Annotated in this window: 16 protein-coding genes; 5 read left to right on the forward strand and 11 right to left on the reverse strand. The window is 72.4% G+C overall.

Annotated features, from left to right (window positions below; genetic code table 11):
• Positions 1 to 54: 54 nt before the first annotated feature.
• Positions 55 to 1,089: a sugar ABC transporter substrate-binding protein gene (locus tag BMW88_RS19715; RefSeq protein ID WP_089952608.1), complete on the forward strand. Its 1,035-nt coding sequence runs from the start codon at positions 55 to 57 to the stop codon at positions 1,087 to 1,089.
• Complete coding sequence (locus BMW88_RS19720) at positions 1,086 to 3,008, forward strand: putative bifunctional diguanylate cyclase/phosphodiesterase (protein ID WP_089952610.1); 1,923 nt, start codon at positions 1,086 to 1,088, stop codon at positions 3,006 to 3,008. Before BMW88_RS19715 ends, BMW88_RS19720 begins: the two co-directional genes overlap by 4 nt.
• On the opposite strand, the gene BMW88_RS19725 is transcribed toward BMW88_RS19720, so the two are convergent.
• The 4 genes from BMW88_RS19725 to BMW88_RS19740 form a co-directional block, all read right to left on the reverse strand.
• A complete protein-coding gene (locus BMW88_RS19725) occupies positions 2,999 to 3,934 on the reverse strand; it encodes a phosphotransferase (protein ID WP_089952612.1) in 936 nt (311 codons plus the stop codon). The two genes, BMW88_RS19720 and BMW88_RS19725, sit on opposite strands and share 10 nt — an antisense overlap.
• Before the next feature lie 234 nt (positions 3,935 to 4,168).
• Positions 4,169 to 7,165 (reverse strand): amidohydrolase family protein, encoded by a 2,997-nt coding sequence (locus BMW88_RS19730; RefSeq protein ID WP_089952614.1) that lies wholly within the window; start codon positions 7,163 to 7,165, stop codon positions 4,169 to 4,171.
• Between the two features lie 122 nt (positions 7,166 to 7,287).
• Entirely contained in the window at positions 7,288 to 8,205 is a 918-nt protein-coding gene (locus BMW88_RS19735; RefSeq protein WP_089952616.1) for a DUF6891 domain-containing protein, read from the reverse strand.
• Between the two features lie 26 nt (positions 8,206 to 8,231).
• Entirely contained in the window at positions 8,232 to 8,621 is a 390-nt protein-coding gene (locus BMW88_RS19740) for a tellurite resistance TerB family protein (protein WP_089952618.1), read from the reverse strand.
• 164 nt (positions 8,622 to 8,785) lie between these two features.
• On the opposite strand from BMW88_RS19740, the gene BMW88_RS19745 reads away from it, so the two are divergent.
• Entirely contained in the window at positions 8,786 to 9,958 is a 1,173-nt protein-coding gene (locus BMW88_RS19745; protein WP_089952620.1) for a metallophosphoesterase, read from the forward strand.
• Here BMW88_RS19745 and BMW88_RS19750 read toward each other — a convergent pair.
• The 3 genes from BMW88_RS19750 to BMW88_RS19760 all read right to left on the reverse strand — a co-directional run bounded on the left by BMW88_RS19750 (position 9,927) and on the right by BMW88_RS19760 (position 11,649).
• Positions 9,927 to 10,457, reverse strand: coding sequence for a histidine phosphatase family protein (locus BMW88_RS19750; protein WP_218148134.1), 531 nt, complete (start codon positions 10,455 to 10,457; stop codon positions 9,927 to 9,929). The two genes, BMW88_RS19745 and BMW88_RS19750, sit on opposite strands and share 32 nt — an antisense overlap.
• Entirely contained in the window at positions 10,454 to 11,356 is a 903-nt protein-coding gene (locus BMW88_RS19755) for a hypothetical protein (RefSeq protein WP_089952622.1), read from the reverse strand. The genes BMW88_RS19750 and BMW88_RS19755 overlap by 4 nt, the downstream gene beginning before the upstream one ends.
• 80 nt (positions 11,357 to 11,436) lie before the next feature.
• Positions 11,437 to 11,649 carry a hypothetical protein gene (locus tag BMW88_RS19760; protein WP_089952624.1) on the reverse strand — a complete coding sequence of 71 codons (213 nt, stop codon included), beginning with the start codon at positions 11,647 to 11,649 and terminating at the stop codon, positions 11,437 to 11,439.
• A gap of 30 nt (positions 11,650 to 11,679) precedes the next feature.
• On the opposite strand from BMW88_RS19760, the gene BMW88_RS19765 reads away from it, so the two are divergent.
• Positions 11,680 to 12,030: a hypothetical protein gene (locus tag BMW88_RS19765; RefSeq protein WP_089952626.1), complete on the forward strand. Its 351-nt coding sequence runs from the start codon at positions 11,680 to 11,682 to the stop codon at positions 12,028 to 12,030.
• Here BMW88_RS19765 and BMW88_RS19770 read toward each other — a convergent pair.
• Complete coding sequence (locus tag BMW88_RS19770) at positions 12,008 to 13,189, reverse strand: sugar efflux transporter (RefSeq protein WP_245777920.1); 1,182 nt, start codon at positions 13,187 to 13,189, stop codon at positions 12,008 to 12,010. The two genes, BMW88_RS19765 and BMW88_RS19770, sit on opposite strands and share 23 nt — an antisense overlap.
• A 64-nt stretch (positions 13,190 to 13,253) precedes the next feature.
• A complete protein-coding gene (locus BMW88_RS19775; RefSeq protein WP_218148135.1) occupies positions 13,254 to 14,606 on the reverse strand; it encodes a gamma-glutamyltransferase in 1,353 nt (450 codons plus the stop codon).
• A 143-nt stretch (positions 14,607 to 14,749) separates the two neighbouring features.
• On the opposite strand from BMW88_RS19775, the gene BMW88_RS19780 reads away from it, so the two are divergent.
• Positions 14,750 to 15,343, forward strand: coding sequence for a DedA family protein (locus BMW88_RS19780; RefSeq protein ID WP_089952627.1), 594 nt, complete (start codon positions 14,750 to 14,752; stop codon positions 15,341 to 15,343).
• Here the strand turns inward: BMW88_RS19780 and BMW88_RS19785 are convergent.
• Together BMW88_RS19785 and BMW88_RS19790 are read right to left on the reverse strand one after the other, a co-directional pair.
• A complete protein-coding gene (locus BMW88_RS19785; RefSeq protein WP_245777921.1) occupies positions 15,250 to 16,476 on the reverse strand; it encodes an MFS transporter in 1,227 nt (408 codons plus the stop codon). The genes BMW88_RS19780 and BMW88_RS19785 overlap by 94 nt on opposite strands.
• Before the next feature lie 197 nt (positions 16,477 to 16,673).
• On the reverse strand, positions 16,674 to 17,369 hold the full coding sequence (locus tag BMW88_RS19790) for a carbonic anhydrase family protein (RefSeq protein ID WP_177221196.1): 696 nt from the start codon (positions 17,367 to 17,369) through the stop codon (positions 16,674 to 16,676).

Below are 17,369 nucleotides of genomic sequence, written 5' to 3' on the forward strand. Positions count from 1 at the left end.
TAGCATCGGCCGCTCCGGAGATCACTCACCCGACGGTCGAGCCCGAGGTCATCAATGCGAGCTGCGGCGCTGGTGCTGGGACTGGTGCTGGTCTCGGGCTGCGGTGCCGCGGGACCGTCGGCGATGCCGCACGTCGGGTTCGTCGTGAAGCGCACGGGCGGCTCCTTCGCCCAGGAGATGACCAGCGGTTTCCACGAGGGCGTCGGCCGCGCCGGCGGCGTCAGCGCCACGGTGACGGGGCCCCACGGGCAGGACGGGCACAAGGAAGTCGAGTTGTTCCGGGAGCTGACGACGGCTGCGAAGGGCGGGATCGCCGTGGCCACGTCCGAGCCCGCGCTGATGGCACCGTCCATCGCGGAGGCGCGGGCCCGGCACGTCGCCGTCGTCAGCGTCGACATGCGGCTCACCGCGAGCTCGCGGGTCAGGCTGCACATCGGTAACGACAACCACGAGCTGGGCGAAAAGCTGGCTGACGAGGTGATCCGCCGGTTGGCCCCGGACGCGGCCGGGACCGTGGTGCTGGGAAACACGGCGCCGGGCCTCACCGGGTTCGACGAGCGGGCCGACGGGATCCGCGGGCGGTTCGCGGAGAAGTTACCGGGAGTGCTGGTGCTGGGGCCGTTCGACACGCAACGTGACGACGAGGCCAACCGGGACGCGTGGCGCAGGCTGATCGCCGCGAATCCCGACGCGCTCGCGTTCGTGGGAACGGGCGACTGCGACGGGGTCAGCCTCGCCGCGCTGAAGACGGAGAAGAAGTCGGCGAGGTGGCTGGTGGGCGGCTTCGGGGTCGACCCGAGAACGTTGCAGGCGGTGCGGGACGGTGCGATGGTGGCGACGATCTCGCCGGAGAACTACCTCAAGGGCGCCGTGGCCGGCTGGCTGCTCGCGCGGCACGCGAAGGGCGGGGCCGCGCTGCCCGAGGGGTGGGTGGAGACACCGGGGCTCGCGGTGACCACCGCGAACCTCGACCGGATCCTGCACCGGCAGGGGTCGGAGAGAGCGCGCGAGGACTTCTTCCAGCCTCAGATCGACAGCTTCGCCGAGGACCCGGCGAGCTGGGTGCGACCGTTGGAGCAGGCACGGTGAGCTTCGGGGAGAACCGTGCCACCGCACGGGTGGCGACGGTGGGGCTGACGCTCGGGCTGCTGACCCTGGCCGGGCTGGCGCTGTGGAGCAGCATCAGCGCGCAGCACACGACCGCGCACGTCCGGCAGCTCAACGAGGCCGGCGAGCGGTGGAGCCGCGTGCTGGAGCACATCAACGTCGCGGACAACGCGTTGCGCGACGTCCAGGTCGCGCGGACCGCGCAGACCCTCCAGCCGCTGCAGAACTCCGTCGGCGCGGCGCGCGACGAGCTGGAGTGGCTGAGCACCAGCGGCAGGCCGTCCGACGCCGCCGTGGCCGGCCGGTTGCTGCCGCTGTACGACCAGACGACCGAGAGCCTGCGCGAGGTGATCGCCGGCGGCGACCCGCTGCAGGCCGACCAGGCCTCGCTCGCGCACTCGTCGTTGCGCCGCCAGATCTCCACGACGATAGGGGCCAACTGGCTCGACACCACCGAGTACCTGCGCGCCGCCGACGAGCGGAACGCGCAGCTGCGGATCGCCCAGGTCGTGGCGTTCGTCGTGGACGGGTTCCTGGTGGCGCTGTTCGGCATGGTGCTGCTCGGCTACCGGCGCAAGATACTGCGCCAGGCCGCCAAGAACGAGCACGAGGCCCACCACGACGCGCTGACGGGCCTGGCCAACCGGACGCTGCTCGCGCGCCGCATGGAACAGGCCGTCGCGAAGGCGCGCAAGAAGGACGAGCCGCTGGCGTTGCTGATCGTGGACCTGGACCGGTTCAAGGAGGTCAACGACTCGCTCGGGCACCACAGCGGCGACCTGCTGCTGCGCCAGGTGGCCAACCGGCTGTCCTGGGCGGTGCGCGACACGGACCTGGTGGCCCGGCTGGGCGGCGACGAGTTCGCCGTGCTGCTGCCCGGTGTCGGCTCGGCCGAGAACGCCCGCATGGTGGCGGACAAGATCCTCTCCGCGCTGGCCATGCCGGTGACGCTGGAGGGCCTGGAGCTCGAGATAGCGGGCAGCGTCGGGGTGGCGCTGTGCCCGTCGGACTCCGGCGACGGCCACGAGCTGCTGCGGCACGCGGACAGCGCGATGTACGCGGCCAAGCGAGACAAGTCCGGCGTGGCCGTGTACGACGCCCGCCTGCACGAACGCGGCGCCGCCCACCTGACGGCCGTGACGGAGCTGCGCCACGCGATCGACCGCAACGAGCTGTTCCTGCACTACCAGCCCAAGGCCCTGGCCGACACGGGCGCGGTGTGCGGTGTCGAGGCCCTGGCCCGCTGGCAGCACCCGACCCGCGGCCTGGTGCGTCCCGACGAGTTCATCCCGGTGGCCGAGGAGAACGGCCTGATCGAGCCGCTGACCCGCTACGTCATCGACGCCGCGCTGCGGCAGTGCCGCGCCTGGTCCGACGCGGGCTGGGAGGTGCCGGTCTCGGTGAACGTGGGCGCGGCCTGCCTGCACCACACCGAGTTCCCCGGCGACGTGGCCGACCTGATCAAGCGGCACGGGCTGCCCGCCCGCCTGCTGACGCTGGAGATCACCGAGAGCGCCATCATCTCCGACCCCGACCGCGCGGTGGAGGTGTTGCGCGGGCTGACCGAGCTGGGCGTGCGGCTGTCCATCGACGACTTCGGCACGGGTTACTCGTCGATCTCCTACCTGCGCAGCATGCGGGTGCACGAGATGAAGCTCGACCGGTCGTTCGTCACGCACATGTGCACCGACGCCGGCGACTCGGCGATCGTGCACGCCCTGGTCGCGCTGGCCCGCAACTTCGGGTTGCAGGCCGTCGCGGAGGGCGTGGAGGACCAGGACACCTGGACCGCGCTGGCCGAGGCCGGCTGCGACGTGGTGCAGGGGTACTTCCTCAGCGAGCCGCTGCCCGCCGAGGACGTCGTCGCCTGGCTGGGAGACCGGGCGGCGGCTCACGCGTAGACGTCGGTGGCCCGCCACTGGTCGATGAACGGCCGCATGAACTCGACCATGGCGGGCAGCTGGTCCGCGCACGACAGGTAGGCGATCACCCGGATCGCGCCGACGGCGTTGACGAACCTGAGCACCTCCTCGTCGAGCGCGCGCAGGCCGTTCCTCGCGGCGCCGCGGTCGTAGGCGGCCACGAGCTCCGGCCCGAGACCGGCCAGGTCCCACTCCACCGGTCCGCGCGTGACCAGTTCGAAGTCCGAGAACAGCGGCCCGCCGGTGCTCGCGAAGATGTTCGCCGGCGGCGAGTCGCCGTGGATCGGCTGCGGCTCGATGCCGGGGAACCGCCGCCGGAACGCGTCCTCGTCGCTGACGAGCGGTTCCAGGACCTCCCACTCCCGCCTCGCCCTGGCGAGGTCCTCCCCGGCGACGACGTCCAGGCCTTCGAGCTCGTCGAGGCCTTCCCGGACGAACCGCGGCTCCGCCGACGACAGGAAGTCCAGTTCGCCGGGGTAGTCCTGCAACGCCCTGTGCAGGTCGGCGGTCAGCTCGGAGTTCCTGAGGTAGTCCGGTTCGCTGCTCTTGTCCTCGTCGGTGAACGGCCAGAAGGTGATCGAGAAGCCGTCCCGCTGGACCGGTTCGCGCGGCACCAGCGTGCTCGGCGGGATCACCGGCGTGCCCTGGTCGTGCAGCCACTGCGCGACGTCCAGCTCCTGCCGCTGGCGCCGCGCGAGGCTCTCCGGCGTCGTGGTGTGCGGCAGGACGGTGGGCACGCGGGCCACCACCGGCGACGGCACGAGGTGGACCACGACGGAGAACAGCTCGTAGAGCACCCTGCCCTCGGTGATCTCCAGGCCGAGGTCACGACCTGCCGCCACCGCGGCGTTCGTGGCCGCGGCGGTGCGGGCGGCGATGTCCTCGGGGGTCGCGAAGGCTGTCATGGCGTGATCGTTTCACGGCCCCCTCGGCCGACGCAGGTCATTTCCGGTGGGGCGATGGCCTGCCGCCACCCCGCGGGAACGCGCACCGGAGCAGACCTGCCGGCTGTGCGGGCCCAGGCACGGGCGTGGCCCTCCCGCGGCACGACCACGCCTCGCCGTCGTCCACCGCACCGGCACCCTGCGCGAGGCCGGTTCCGGCCCGGCGGCGACCGGGCGGCACCGCGGTGGGAGTCCTCAGTGGTCGCAGCAGACGCGCTCGGCCCACTCCGGCTCGTGCCACCAGTGCTTGTTCTCCGCCGAGGCGAGCGGCGCCAACGCCGGCCGCTCGGCCGACACCCCGGCCTGGTTCCGGTACGGCGCCAGCAGGTCCGGCACCCGGTGCAGATGACCGCCGACCATCACCTGCCGCACGTTCGCGGCGTCCCTGATGTCCTGCAACGGGTTGCCGGACACGAACGCGACGTCGGCGGGCGCGCCCGGCTTGATCGCGCCGATCGGCAGGCCGAGCCAGCGGGCCGGGTTGCGGGTCGCGGTGATGAGCGCTTCCCGTGGTGTGAAGCCGTACTTGACCATCGCGCGCAGGTTCATGTGAGTGGCGGTGGCGGGCGCGTCGAGGGGCGCGTCCGTGCCGCAGATGACCAGGCCTCCGCCCCGGTGCACCGCCAGCGCGAACTCCACCCAGTTGCGCAGGATGGCGGCCGACGAGCTGCTGCCGCCGCTGTCGGCCTCGGCGAGGTAGCGCTCGTACTCCCACGGCGGGAAGAGCACGCGGGTGCGTTCGTCCAGTGCCAGCGACTTGTCCTCGGCGAACAGGGCCCGGCTGTGGAACAGGGTCGGCGTCATCGACATGCCGGACCGCACGAACAGCTCCACCACGTCCTGGTAGGCCTTGCCCAGCCGCGTCACGGTGTGGGAGTAGCCGAGGCGGTTGGTGGCGCCGACGTGCTCCATGCCGTCCATGCCGAGGTTGGCGGCCGGGTAGAGGTAGTGCGACGACAGCGGGACGCGGGACCGCCGCACGGCCGCGCGTTGCAGTTCCACCGGCAGGCGGACGTAGGTTTTGATCATGTCGTAGCCGAGCTCGTGCGCGCGGCGCAGCTCGAGGTCGAGTTGCGCCCGGCTGAGCGTCGGGCGCATGAAGTTGTAGTAGACGCGGGAGCCGTCGATGGCCTCGCCGGTGGCGTAGAACCGCGGGCCGGTCAGGGTGCCGGCGGCGAGCGCCTCGCGGGTCTCGACCATCTGGTACACCGGGTCGCCCGGTGAGCGGACGGTCGTGATGCCGTAGGCGAGCCAGACGTTGCCCTGCCGCGCTCCCCACTGGCGGCCGCGCAGGTGCCAGTGGTTGTGGGCGTCGATCAGGCCGGGGATCGCCGTCAGCTCCGACGCGTCGACGTCGGCGTGGCCGCGGTGGGGCCGCACCTCCTCGACGCGGCCGTTCGCCACGACGATGTCGACGTCGCGGCGCAGGCCCTCCGCCTCGCCGTCCCAGCAGGCACCGACGCGCACGACCTTGCGTTCGGGAGCGCGGGCCCTGCTGTAGCTGAGGTTCAGCCGGATCGCGGTCGCTCGTCCGTCCAGTGTGGACCGTCGCAGCCGGCCGTTGCTGAGGTAGACGAGGTCGTCGCCGTGCCACGCCAGCGAGTCGGTGACTTCGCGGGTGACCTGGCGCGGCTCGCCGGTGAAGGCGCCCTTGGCGTCGACGGGCACGACCCACGCGACGCTCTCCACGACGAACGCGACGTGCTTGCCGTCCGGCGAGAAGACCGGACCGTCGTCGCCGCGGGTCGCGATGGAGCGGAACGGCATGGGCTCGGTGTAGCTCAGCTCGCCGGAGGCCAGGTCCACCGAGAGGATCTGGCTGGTGCCCTCGCGGAACCGGCGCGAGAACGGCTTCACCGCGGCCAGCGCCACGACCGTGCCGTCCGCGGACCACGTGGGCCTGCCCGGCTGGAACAGCGCCGGGGTGATCTGCCGCCGCCCGGTGGCGTCCGCGACCCAGACCTGGCCGTCCTGGTCGACGTAGGCGACCTTGGTGCCGTCCGGGGAGAACCGCGGCGTGGTCTGCGCGCCGGGCGCCGGGGCGTACAGCTCGTCCGCGCCCGTCCTGAGGTCGCGGATCCGGAGCTGCGCGACGCCGGTGCGGTCGCTCGCGTAGACCAGTCTGGTGCCGTCGGGCGAGAAGTCGGGATCGGAGTCGAAGTACCGCCCGTCGGTCAGCCTGGTGGTCCTGCCGCCGCTCAGCAGGTGGATCGCGTTGAGCGCCCGGAACGCGATCTTGCCGTCGCTCGACACCACCGGGCTCGCGATGCCCTTGACCGGGCCTCCAGTGAGGTTCCTCGTCCGGCGGCGCCGGACCCTGCGCACCGGCACGGTCGCCTCGAACGGGATGTCCTTCGTGGTACCGCCGGCCCGCAGCCGGATCTTGCCGTCGGCGGTGTAGAGGACGCTGTCGCCGTCCCAGATCGGCGCGAACCCGAAGACGTCCTGCCCGGTGACCACCGGGGTCGTCCCCAGCACCAGGTCGGCCTGGCCCGGCCGCACCACCGTGTAGCTGGCCCGGCCTCCCGGTCCGAACGCCGCCCCGAAGAGCTGCGCGCCCGCCGGTGCCGTGACCAGCCGCTCGCGCGTGCCGTCCAGCGTCACGGTCTCGACCGTCGCGGTGCCGACCACGAAGATGATCCGCTCGCCGTCGGGCGACCACTGGGGCGCGGCCGCGTCGTCGGGGGCCTCGGTGAGCCGCGTGATCGCTCCGGACGCCAGGTCCAGGACGTGCACGCCGTAGCTGCCGGCGCGGTCGCTGACGAACGCGATCTTCGTGCCGTCCGGCGAGAACGCGGGCTCGCGGTGGTCGTACCTGCCCCGCGTGAGCTGCCGCAGCCCGCGGCCGTCGAGCCCGATGACGTAGAGGTGGTAGTTGCCGTCCCGGTAGGACTGGAAGGCGATCCGGCCGTCCGGCCCGAACGACGGCAACGTGGCGTCCTGCAGCTCGTCGGTGAGCCTGCGCGCCCGCCCGCCCGTGGCGGGGAGAACCCAGATCGCGGTGACCAGGTCCATGGCGAGCCACTTGCCGTCGGCCGATCGCGACACCGAGATGTTGGTGCCCTGCGTCAGCGTCACGCCCGCGTCCGCCTGCGCGGTGCCGTTCGTGAGCGCGGTCGCGGTGGACGCGGCGGTGGCGACGGCGGCGGCCTGGCCGGTGCGGGCCAGCAGTTCGCGACGAGACAGGTCCATGGCGGCACTCCCCCAGCGTTGATCCCCTAAGGAGATCCACCCTGCCACCGCACCGGTGTGGCGCTATCGGCCATCCGGCCTACGGATCCTTCGAACGGGTGCGGGTCCGGCCGGTGCGGTGACTAGCCGACCAGGCGGCGGCGCCAGTCCAGCGGGGTGACGGTGATGGACCGGCCGGGATCGCGGTTCCACTCGGCACGCAGGCCGGCTGCTTCGAGGGCGGCCACGACCTCATCACCGATGGCCGCCGTCGTCCCGGGCGAGCCGTCGAAGCCGCCGTAGAGCAACGTCAGCCCGTGACCGGCCACGGCGGCGTCCGTGCACTGGGCGTGGAAGTAGACGAAACCGCGGGCGTCGGGGCCGCCTTCACCGCCTATCCCGGCTTGGCCGCAGGCGCGGCAGCAGGTGAAGTTCTCGCGGGCGGTGATGCGGGCCCGCCGCAGAGCGGCGAAGGCCCGGCTGATCCGCTCGGGGTCGGTCTCGCCCTGCCACGAGGCCTGCTCCGCGACCCGTTCCCGCCACAACCGGTCGGCCAGCACCACGGCCTGCTCCCGCGAGACGGGCCGGCGCTCCTCGGTGACCAGGTACTCCTCGGCGAGCTCCGCCAGCTCGGCGCGGGAGGCGTAGCCGCCGGCCAGCACCTCGCGGACGCGCCTCTCCAGCACCTCGCGCTCGTCCTCGCCGAGGTCGAGCGGCGGCACCTCGGGGGCGGGGCCCACGTCGAGCACCGACCAGGTCAGACCGCTGTCCCACCCGGCCTCCCGGCGAGCCCAGCCGGTGATCGCCGCGGCCACGGCCCCCGGCCCGTCGGCCACCGCCTCGAAATGCCGGTCGGCGGCGCCGTCGCGGTGCTCGATCGCGTAGTCACCACCGGTCTCGTGCCAGACCTGGACGAAGACGTCCGGCAGGTCGGGTATCCGCTGGACCACCAGGAACCGGTCGGCTTCGGCACCGATGCGCCGGACCAGGCCGGCCAGCTCCCCGGCCGGCACGCGGACGTGCCGTTCCCCGCCTTCGGTCCGAACCACGATCTCCAGCACGCGCAGACTCTGGCAGACCCGGTCCGTCAGAGGACGAGCGCACCCTCGATGCGGGCCACCATCGCGTCCTCGGAGTCGACGACCACGCCGTCCGCCTCGGCCACCTCGCGCGCGATCGCCAGCACGGCGCGCGGGAAGCCGGCGGCGTCCTCCGGTGACCGGACCGACAGGATCTTCATCGAGGCGCGCAGGGCCTCCAGGACGACGGGCTCGATCTCCTCGTCGGTGCCGGTGGGCACGGACGGCCGCGCCGCGCCCATGACGACGCGCAGGTCCGGCGACAGGTGCCGGAGGGCGCGCAGGCCGGCGAACCGCTCCTCCAGCACGGGACCGGGGTCGGCATGGGAGACCAGCAGCATCGCGCCGTACACGGCCGTGCGCAGCGTGCGGCTCTCCTCGTCGTTGTAGAAGATCATGGGCCCACTCCAGGTCGTCGGATCCGGCAGTACTGATATCAGGACTCCCGGTCGCCCGGGCGGTTGCCTCCCGCGGGCGTGGCAGGCGTGTGACGGACCTCAAGCGAACAAACGACGGCTCCCGTGCGTTGTGACACTTTGACCGAGCTCAGGAGGATGCGCACATGACGACCACCGCTACCCGGCCACGGATCACGGTGCGGCGGGTGGTTTTCACGCTCGTCCTGCTGGCCGTCACGACGTTGCTGTTCTGGGTGCCGTTCGAAGGGCTCTTCGCGGCCGGTGCGCGGTGGCCGGACCCGGTGCGCCCGATCGCCGCCGTCGTGTTCGCCGCCGCGGCCATCGCGATGATCGTGCTGTTCACCCGGCGCGGCAGCGACCGGGCGGCGCGGATCTCGCACTTCCTGCTCGGGTTCGTGTGGATCGCGTTCGTCTGGACCCTGATCACCGACGTCCTGCGGCTGGGCCTCGCGCTCGGTGGCGTCGAGAACCCGTTCCGCGCCCGGTTGGTCGCGGTCCTGCTCGCCGGGATCATCCTCACCGTCACGGCCTACGGCGTCCACGAGGCGATGCGCGTGCCGCGGATCAAGCGCCAGGACGTCACGATCCCGCGCCTCGACCCGGCGTTCGACGGCCTGACCATCGCGGTCGTCACCGACACCCACTACGGCGCGATCAACCGCGCGAAGTGGTCGCGCGGCATGGTCGACGCGGTCAACGGGCTCGGCGCCGACGTCGCCGTGCACGTGGGCGACATCGCGGACGGCACGGCCGAGCAGCGCCTCGAGCAGGCCGCGCCGCTGGGCGACGTGACCGCCGAACACCGCTTCTACATCACCGGCAACCACGAGTACTACTCGGGCGCGCAGGGCTGGATCGACCTGATGACGCGCCTGGGCTGGAAGGCCCTGCGCAACGAGCACGTGACGCTCGTCCGCGGCGACGCCCGCCTGGTGTTCGCGGGCGTCGACGACGTCACGGCCGACCACTCCGGCGAGCCCGGCCACTCCGCCGACCTCGCCAGGGCGCTGCGCGGCGCCGACGAGGACGTCCCGGTCGTGTTGCTCGCGCACCAGCCCTCGGAGGTCGGGAAGGCCGTGGCCGCGGGCGTGGACCTGCAACTGTCCGGGCACACCCACGGCGGCCAGATCTGGCCGTTCCACTACCTCGTCCGGCTCCAGCAGCCGGTCGTCGCGGGCCTGAGCAGGCACGGCGAGCGCACCCAGCTCTACACCAGCCGCGGCTCCGGCTTCTGGGGCCCGCCGATGCGCGTGTTCGCGCCCAGCGAGATCACCCTGCTCACGCTCAAAGCGAGCCGAGGTGGCCGGAGTCGTTGAACCGCACCAGGGCGGGCGGCGCGCCCGTCCGGTAGCGGATCACGGTCAGCGCGGCGTTGTCGTGGTCGAGCGCCAGCCAGCGCTCCGGCGGGGCGTCCAGGGCGTCGCGCACCAGCCAGCCGATCAGGAACGCGTGGGTCACCACCAGCACCGGGCCGTCGCCGGGACGCGCGAACCGCGTCTCGGCCTCGTGCGCCAGCGCCGGTCCCCGCGTGCGTTCCGACTCCGGGAACCGGTCGAAGAACTCGTCGTGGCCGGGGACGAAGTGCGGCACGAAGTCGTCGGCGGCCGCCTCGACGCGGCAGGGCACGCGCAGCACCGCGGCGACGATCGCCGCCGTTTCCGCCGCTCGCGGGAGCGGCCCGTGGTGCACGGCCGCGAAACCCGTGCCCCGCAGCCGTTCCGCGAGCAGCTCAGCCTGCCTGCGCCCGCGCGCGGTCAGCCGCGACCTGTCCTTCGTGGCCTCGCCGTGCCGGACCAGATGAAGATCTCTCGTCACGGCGTGCAGTCTGCCCTGACCGCGCTCGCGGCGTGATGGGCGTGGGTGGGTCCGGCACCGTTCCGGTCCTGACCTCGGGTGAGGAGCTGCACGGTCAGGTTTCCGCTGGCCTTGAACCTCCCCGCGGTGACCCACTGGCCGCGCTTGTCGACCTGCTTGATCGCGAACGACGCCATCGGGGTGCCGCCGACGCCGTTGCGGTCGAAGACGTAGTACACGGTCGGGTTACCGCCGACCTGCTCCAGGCTGCCGTTCGGGACGTGCACCGAGATCTCGCACGTGCCGGACGCGGCGAACGTCCACATGCCGTACGCGGAGCCGTCGTCCCGCCGCGCGTCGCCGGACATCGGGATCGACACGAACGTCGAGCCGCACCTGCCGTCGCCGTGGTCGACCCAGCCCTTCCTGCCGTCGCGGTAGGAGCCGACACCGGTGTAGCCACCGCAGCCGGGACCCGTCGTGAAGGACCTGGTGCCGCCGGCCGCCCTGGTCGCCGGCGGCACCACGGCCTGGGTGCCCGTCGGCACCAGGCCGGGCGCCGGCGACGCGGTGGCCGGGTCCGCCGCCACCGGCCAGTTCTGCTCCGGCAGGTCCTCCGGCGGCGTGATCAGGCCGGGCAGGTAGCTGTGCGCGGGCTGCGCGGTGCCGGCGCCGCTGTCGTCGGACCCGCCGTCGAACGTCACGACCGCCACGCCCGCGAGCACCAGGAGCGCGGCCGTGGCGGCGACCGCGGCGGTGCGCAGCCGCACCGGGTGGCTCGGCGGTTCCTCCTCCTGCGCCGGCGGACGGCCCGCGGCGGCCCAGCGTGCGCGGCCTCGGGCGCGGGCCGCCTCCATCAGGGCCGGATCGGGCGCCACGTGGCGCTCGGTCGGTCGTTCGTCGGGGAACTGGGTCGGCACGCAGCGCAGTGTGCCAGGGGCGGTGAACCACCCGAACGCGTGGTTCTTTCACGTTGGTGTCCGGAAACCTGACTCGCAGGTCAACGACGGCATCGCGCTTGCCCCGCCGCCGTGCCGCCGGAAGCCGCCGCCGAGGACACCTCCAAGCCCACCCGCGTGATCGGCACCGGCACGCCCGCGGCCTGCACCTCGCAAGCCGTGGTCGACGCGGTGGCCGCCGGCGGGGTCATCACGTTCGACTGCGGGCCGAACCCGCTCACCATCCCGATGGCCGCGACCGCGAAGGTCCGCACGAACTCCGGCGCGCTGCTCGTGCGCGGTGGGTGGTCCTCGACAGCATGGTGCGGGGCAACAAGGCGATCGGCCGCGGCGCGAACCCGGCACGCGGTGGCACTCCGGGAGGCGGCAGCGGTGGCGCGATCTACACCGACGGCAACGCGTTCACCCTGCGCATCGCCGGCTCGCTGATCGGTGACAACCAGGCCGACGAGGGCGGCGGTGCGGTGTTCTTCGTCGGCAACGACACCTCGGGCTCCATGTCGGTGGAGGGCTCCATGTCGGTGGAGGGCTCCGCGTTGCGCCGCAACCCGAGCCTGGGCTTCGGGACCGTCAAGGGGATCTTCCGCCCCGGCGCCGGCGGCGAGCCGGCGGTCACCGCCTCGGCGATCCGGTGAGCCTGCCCGCCACGAGCAGCAGCGCGAGCCCCAGCACGCACATCGAGAAGCTGAACCCGTAGACCCAGCGGAAGCCGAGCTGCTGGGAGACGCCGAGCAGCGCGCCCGCGATCATGCCGCCGACGATCTGGGTGTTGCTGAACATCGTCGTGGCGTGGCCGGGCCGGCCGGGGTCGAGGCTCTGGAAGTAGGTGATGCCCACGCCCATCACCAGCGAGATGACGATGGCGTGCAGCACCTGTGCGGCCATCACCTGCCAGATGGACTCGGTGAACACCATCAGCCCGTGGTAGCTCAACGAGATCGCCGCGCCGGCGAGCACGAGCTTGTGCTGCGACATCCGGTTCGCCAACGACCCGAACCACAGCATCAGCGGGATCTCCAGCGCCGCGCACAGGCCCATCGCGAGCCCGGCGTCGCCGGCGGTGCCCCCGAGCTCGGTGGTGACCAGCAGCGGCAAGCCGCCCACCGCGAGCGACACGGCGCCCTGCAGGAACGTGAACGCGCCCGAGACGACCGACATGGTGCCGCGTGGCGATCCGGCCGCTTCCTCCTCGTGCGCCTCCTCGACGGGTTCCGCCGCGGGCACCGGCAACGTGATCGCCAGGACGGCGACACCGAGCTGGAGGACGGCCGTGGAGGCGAACAGGCCCACCCAGCCGGTCTGCGCGACCAGCAGCGCGGCCACCGGCGGCCCGGCGACCCAGGAGACCGAGAGCAGCGTGCGCAGGACGCTGATCACCATCGACGGTCCTCGGGAGACCTGCCGGCCGTACGCGAAGAGCTGCGGCAGCAACGACGCCGTGACCGCCACGAAGACCACCGACGTGCCGAGCAGGAACCAGTAGTCGCGCAGCACGGCGAACAGCCCGTAGCCGATCGCGCCGGCGACACCGCCCACGGCGAGCATGTACCGGCGCTGCACCCGGCCGTCGGACAGCCTGCCCATGATCGTGCTGGCGACGACCGACGCGAGCGGGCTCACGATCAGGAAGAAGCCGAGCTGGAACGGCGTGACCTTGACCTCGCTGGTGAGGAACAGCGAGTTGAACGGCAGCGCGAACGCCATCGAGACGCCGGACACGACGCTGATGACGGAGAGTTGGAGGAAAGTGCGGGACAGGAGCGGAGAGGACCGTTTCTCGCTGAGTGCCGTCACCGCCCCATCGTGCGGGTTGAGCCGTGAATCAGGAAACCGGGTATCCCATTATGCGGGCAATCTCTCACACCACGGCGAAAGCACCGTCCCTGCGGTGATCCGCACCACCCCTGAGCAGGCCCGATTCGGTCATTTCGACCACCTGGCACCCGCCGAAGAACATGTTCGGCGCACGGAAGAACGTCACCGGGAGTTCGCTTTCCGGCCGAATTCCCGGTTCGACGTGCAGGTGGTCTCCGCTGAGGTGCATTCGCGGCGCGTCGACGGCCTCCTGGGCGGGCATGCCGCGGTCCAGGACGTTCACGAGCACCTGCAGGATCGCGCCGCAGATCCGGCTCGACCCCGCGCTGCCGAGCACGAGCTCCGCCCGCCCGTCCCTGGTCGCCACGGTCGGCGCCATCATCGACGGCAGCCGGTCGCCGGGCGCGTGGCTGAAGAACCCGTCTGGCGACAGGTCCTCCTCCCCCATCATGTTGTTCAGGTGCACGCCCGCGATCGAGATGCCCGAGCCGGCGCCGTTCGTGGTCGTGACCGAGCACGCCGTGCCGTCGGCGTCGAGCACGGAGATGTGCGTGGTGGAGCCGAGGCGGTTCAGGTGCGTCTTGGGGGTGGCCAGCGCGCGGACGAGGTCCTGCTGCGACGGGTTGTCCGGCAACGCCTCCAGCATCTGCGCGAGCAGCGCACCGCCGGCGGCGGGCGGCGGGTTCGTGTGGATGTCGCGGCCGCGGTGCCGCACGTGCAGCGGTTCGCGCACGGCCACCCGGTACGCGGCCAGATCGGCGCGGGACAGGTCGCCGCCGTGCGCGGTGATCCAGCCGGCGACCGCGCCCGCGATGTCGCCGGTGTAGAACGGGGCCGCGCCCTCGCTGCCCAGCCGGTCGAGCGCCTCGGCGAGCTCGGGCTGGACGAGGAGCTCGCCCTCCTCGAACGCGGTGAGGCCCGCGCTGCGGGCGAGCGGCAGCAGCAGTGAGGTGACGTACGCCTGGTACCGGTTGATCCGGTGCCCCTCACGGGCGTGCTTTGCCGCCGTGGCCACGAGTTCCTCGAGCGGTGCCCGGCCGTACGTGGCGGCCAGCGCGGCGCCGGCGGGCAGGCCGTACGCGGCGACCGAGGACGGTCCGGCGTGGAACTCCTGCTGGGCGTCACCGAAGTGGACGGTGACGGGGGCGAGCGGCGCCCGGTCGCCGGTGCGGTCGCGTCCGGGGGCCTCGGCGGAGAAGTCCAGCAGGACCGGGGCCTCACCGGCCGGTGCGACCACCAGGTAACCGGCCGCGCCGAGCCCGGTCAGCAGCGGCTCGGTGACGCAGGACGTCAGCATCGCCGCGACGGCCGCGTCCACGGCGTTCCCGCCGGCGCGCAGCATCGACGCGCCCGCCCCTGCGGTGAGCGGGTGGCCCGCCGCGATCACGCCTCGCACCGTCCGCCTCCCTGTTCTCCTCCCCGGCGGGAGGAGGCAACAACGGTAGACCTGCGGGCGATCACCGGGCGAGCGGGGCCGCGCCGCACCCCCTGGAACACCCGGAGGTTGAGCCACGGGAGGAAACGGGTATTTCGACAGCCATGGAGTGGATCACCAAGCTGATGGAGGCGCTCGGCTCACCCGGCGCCGGCCTCGCGGTCGCGCTGGAGAACGTGTTCCCGCCGGTGCCGAGCGAGGTGATCCTGCCGCTGGCGGGGTTCACCGCCGGTCAGGGCAAGATCTCCCTGATCGCGGCGATCCTGTGGACCACGGCCGGATCGGTCGTGGGCGCCCTGGTGCTGTACGGCCTGGGCACGTGGCTCGGGCTGGAGCGGCTGCGCAAGATCGCGGACAGGATCCCGTTCGTCACCGTGTCCGATGTGGACAAGTCCGACGAGTGGTTCGACAAGCACGGCAACAAGGCCGTGTTCATCGGGCGGATGGTGCCGGTCGTGCGCAGCCTGATCTCCATCCCGGCCGGGGTCTCCGGGATGCCGATCGTGAAGTTCACCGCCTACACGGCGGCCGGCAGCCTGATCTGGAACACCGCGCTGATCCTCGCGGGCTACGCGCTCGGCGAGAACTACCAGCTCGTCGACCGCTACCTGGGCTGGGTGTCGACCGTGGTGCTGGTCGCGCTCGCCATCGCCATCGGCTGGTTCGTGGTCTCCCGCGTCAAGGCACGCCGCTCGTAGAGCACCGACGCCACCGCGATCGCGAGGCCCGCGAGCGACAGCGCCACACCGACCCAGGCCGTCGACGTGTAGCCCCAGCCCGCCGCGATGGCGAGACCGCCGAGCCACGCGCCCGCGCCGTTGGCGACGTTGAGCGAGGAGTGGTTGGACGACGACGCGAGCGACGGCGCGTCCGGCGAGGCGTCCATCAGCCGGATCTGCAGGGCGGCCGCGAGGATCTGCACGACGAGACCCAGCAGGAACAGGAAGACGAACATCAGGCCGGGGACGGACGCGGTCAACCCGAACAGCGCGAGGATCACGCACACCGCGATCAGGCCGCCGAAGACCGAGCCCGTCGAGGAGCGGTCCACGAACCGGCCGCCGAACGTCGCGCCGAGCGTCATGCCGAGGCCGAACACCGCGAGCATCCACGGCACCACGGACGCGGGCAGTCCGGCGACCTCGGTCGTCAGCGGGGCGACGTAGGAGTAGACGGCGAACATGCCGCCGAAGCCGATCATGCCGGTGAAGATCGCGAACCAGACCGTCGGGCGGCCGAACGCGCGGACCTCGCCCTTCATCGACGCGCCCTCGACCTTGGCCACCCGCGGCACCCACGCCGCGATCGCCGCCGCCGTGACCAGGGCGATCACCGCGACCGCGAGGTAGGCGGTGCGCCAGCCGATCTGCTGGCCCGCCGCCGTCGCGAGCGGCACACCGACCAGGTTGGCCACGGTCAGACCGACCATCACGCGGGCGACCGCGGTGCCGCGCCGTTCCGGAGCGACGAGCGTGGCGGCGACGACCGCGGCGATGCCGAAGAACGCGCCGTGCGGCAGCCCGGCGACGAACCGGGCCAGGAGCAGGAGCGTCTTGTCCTGAGCGGCGGCCGACAGCCCGTTGCCCAGCGCGACCGCGAGCATCAGGCCGATCAGCATGCCCTTGCGCGGCAGCTTGGCGCCCAGCACGGCGATCAACGGCGCGCCGACGACGACACCGGCGGCGTAGAGGCTGATCGCGTGGCCCGCCTCGTAGTCGGGGATGCCGAAGGTCTCCGCGATCTGCGGCAGCAGGCCCATCGTCGCGAACTCGGTCGTGCCGATGCCGAACCCGCCGAGCGCGAGAGCGGTCATGGCGCGGGTGGTGTTCACATTCGCTCCTGGTCGAAGTGCCCGCTGTCGGCGCTGACGCAGGACGAATTAGTTAGCGACTGGAACCATCCTACGGCGCTTCTGACGCGCTTCAGAAGCGTCCGGCCGGTGCCACTGCTCACACCGGGGCACGACGTCTCCCTTCGCGGCACGCGCAAGGCCGGTCCCCGATGAGGACCGGCCTCGCACTCCCCTGCTCAAATGCGCGGGACCTCGACGAGGGTCCGGCCGTTGAGCGGCTGCGCCTCCCGGGCGTTGCCCGCGGTGAACAGGCCCTTGAAGCGCGCGATCGTCGCGGCCGTCACGTGCTGCTCGCCGGTGAGGTACCACTCGACGCCCTCGGTGAACGGCGCCGTGGTGAGCGAGCCGGTGTAGTGCAGCGTGTGGTGACCGGGCGGCAGCAACCGGGTGAGGTCGACGGGCTCGATCTCCACCGGAGCACCGCACTCGGGCGAGAGCGTCGCCAGGACGTCGTCCACGACGGAGTGCGAGCCGACGACCAGCGGGACGCCGACCACCAGCAGCTTGCCCTCCGCGCTGCGGTGCACGAGGTGCATCTCCAGCGGCGTGGCGCGGCCGGCGAACCGGTGCTCCGACGGCGTGTGGAAGTGGAACTGCACCAGGTCGTACCGGGTGCCGGCGACGGTGACGTGGCCCGATCCGGGCTCGACCTCCGCCTCCTCGGTCTCCTCGTGGTGGCGGACCGTGCAGCCGTCCGCCGCGGTCGTGTCCTTGCGGATGTACTTCAACTCCAGCGCGGAGTGCCCGTACGTGACGTCGAGCTTGGGCGCGTGCGGGTCGAACCGGATCGCGTTCGGCGTGACGTTGACGGGACTCTGCTTCGGTGTCCCCGACTCGGCCGTGCCGACCGCGAAGAAGGACGCGGTGAGCAC

Origin of the sequence: Lentzea xinjiangensis, assembly GCF_900110955.1 — a bacterium.
Lineage (GTDB): Bacteria > Actinomycetota > Actinomycetes > Mycobacteriales > Pseudonocardiaceae > Lentzea > Lentzea xinjiangensis.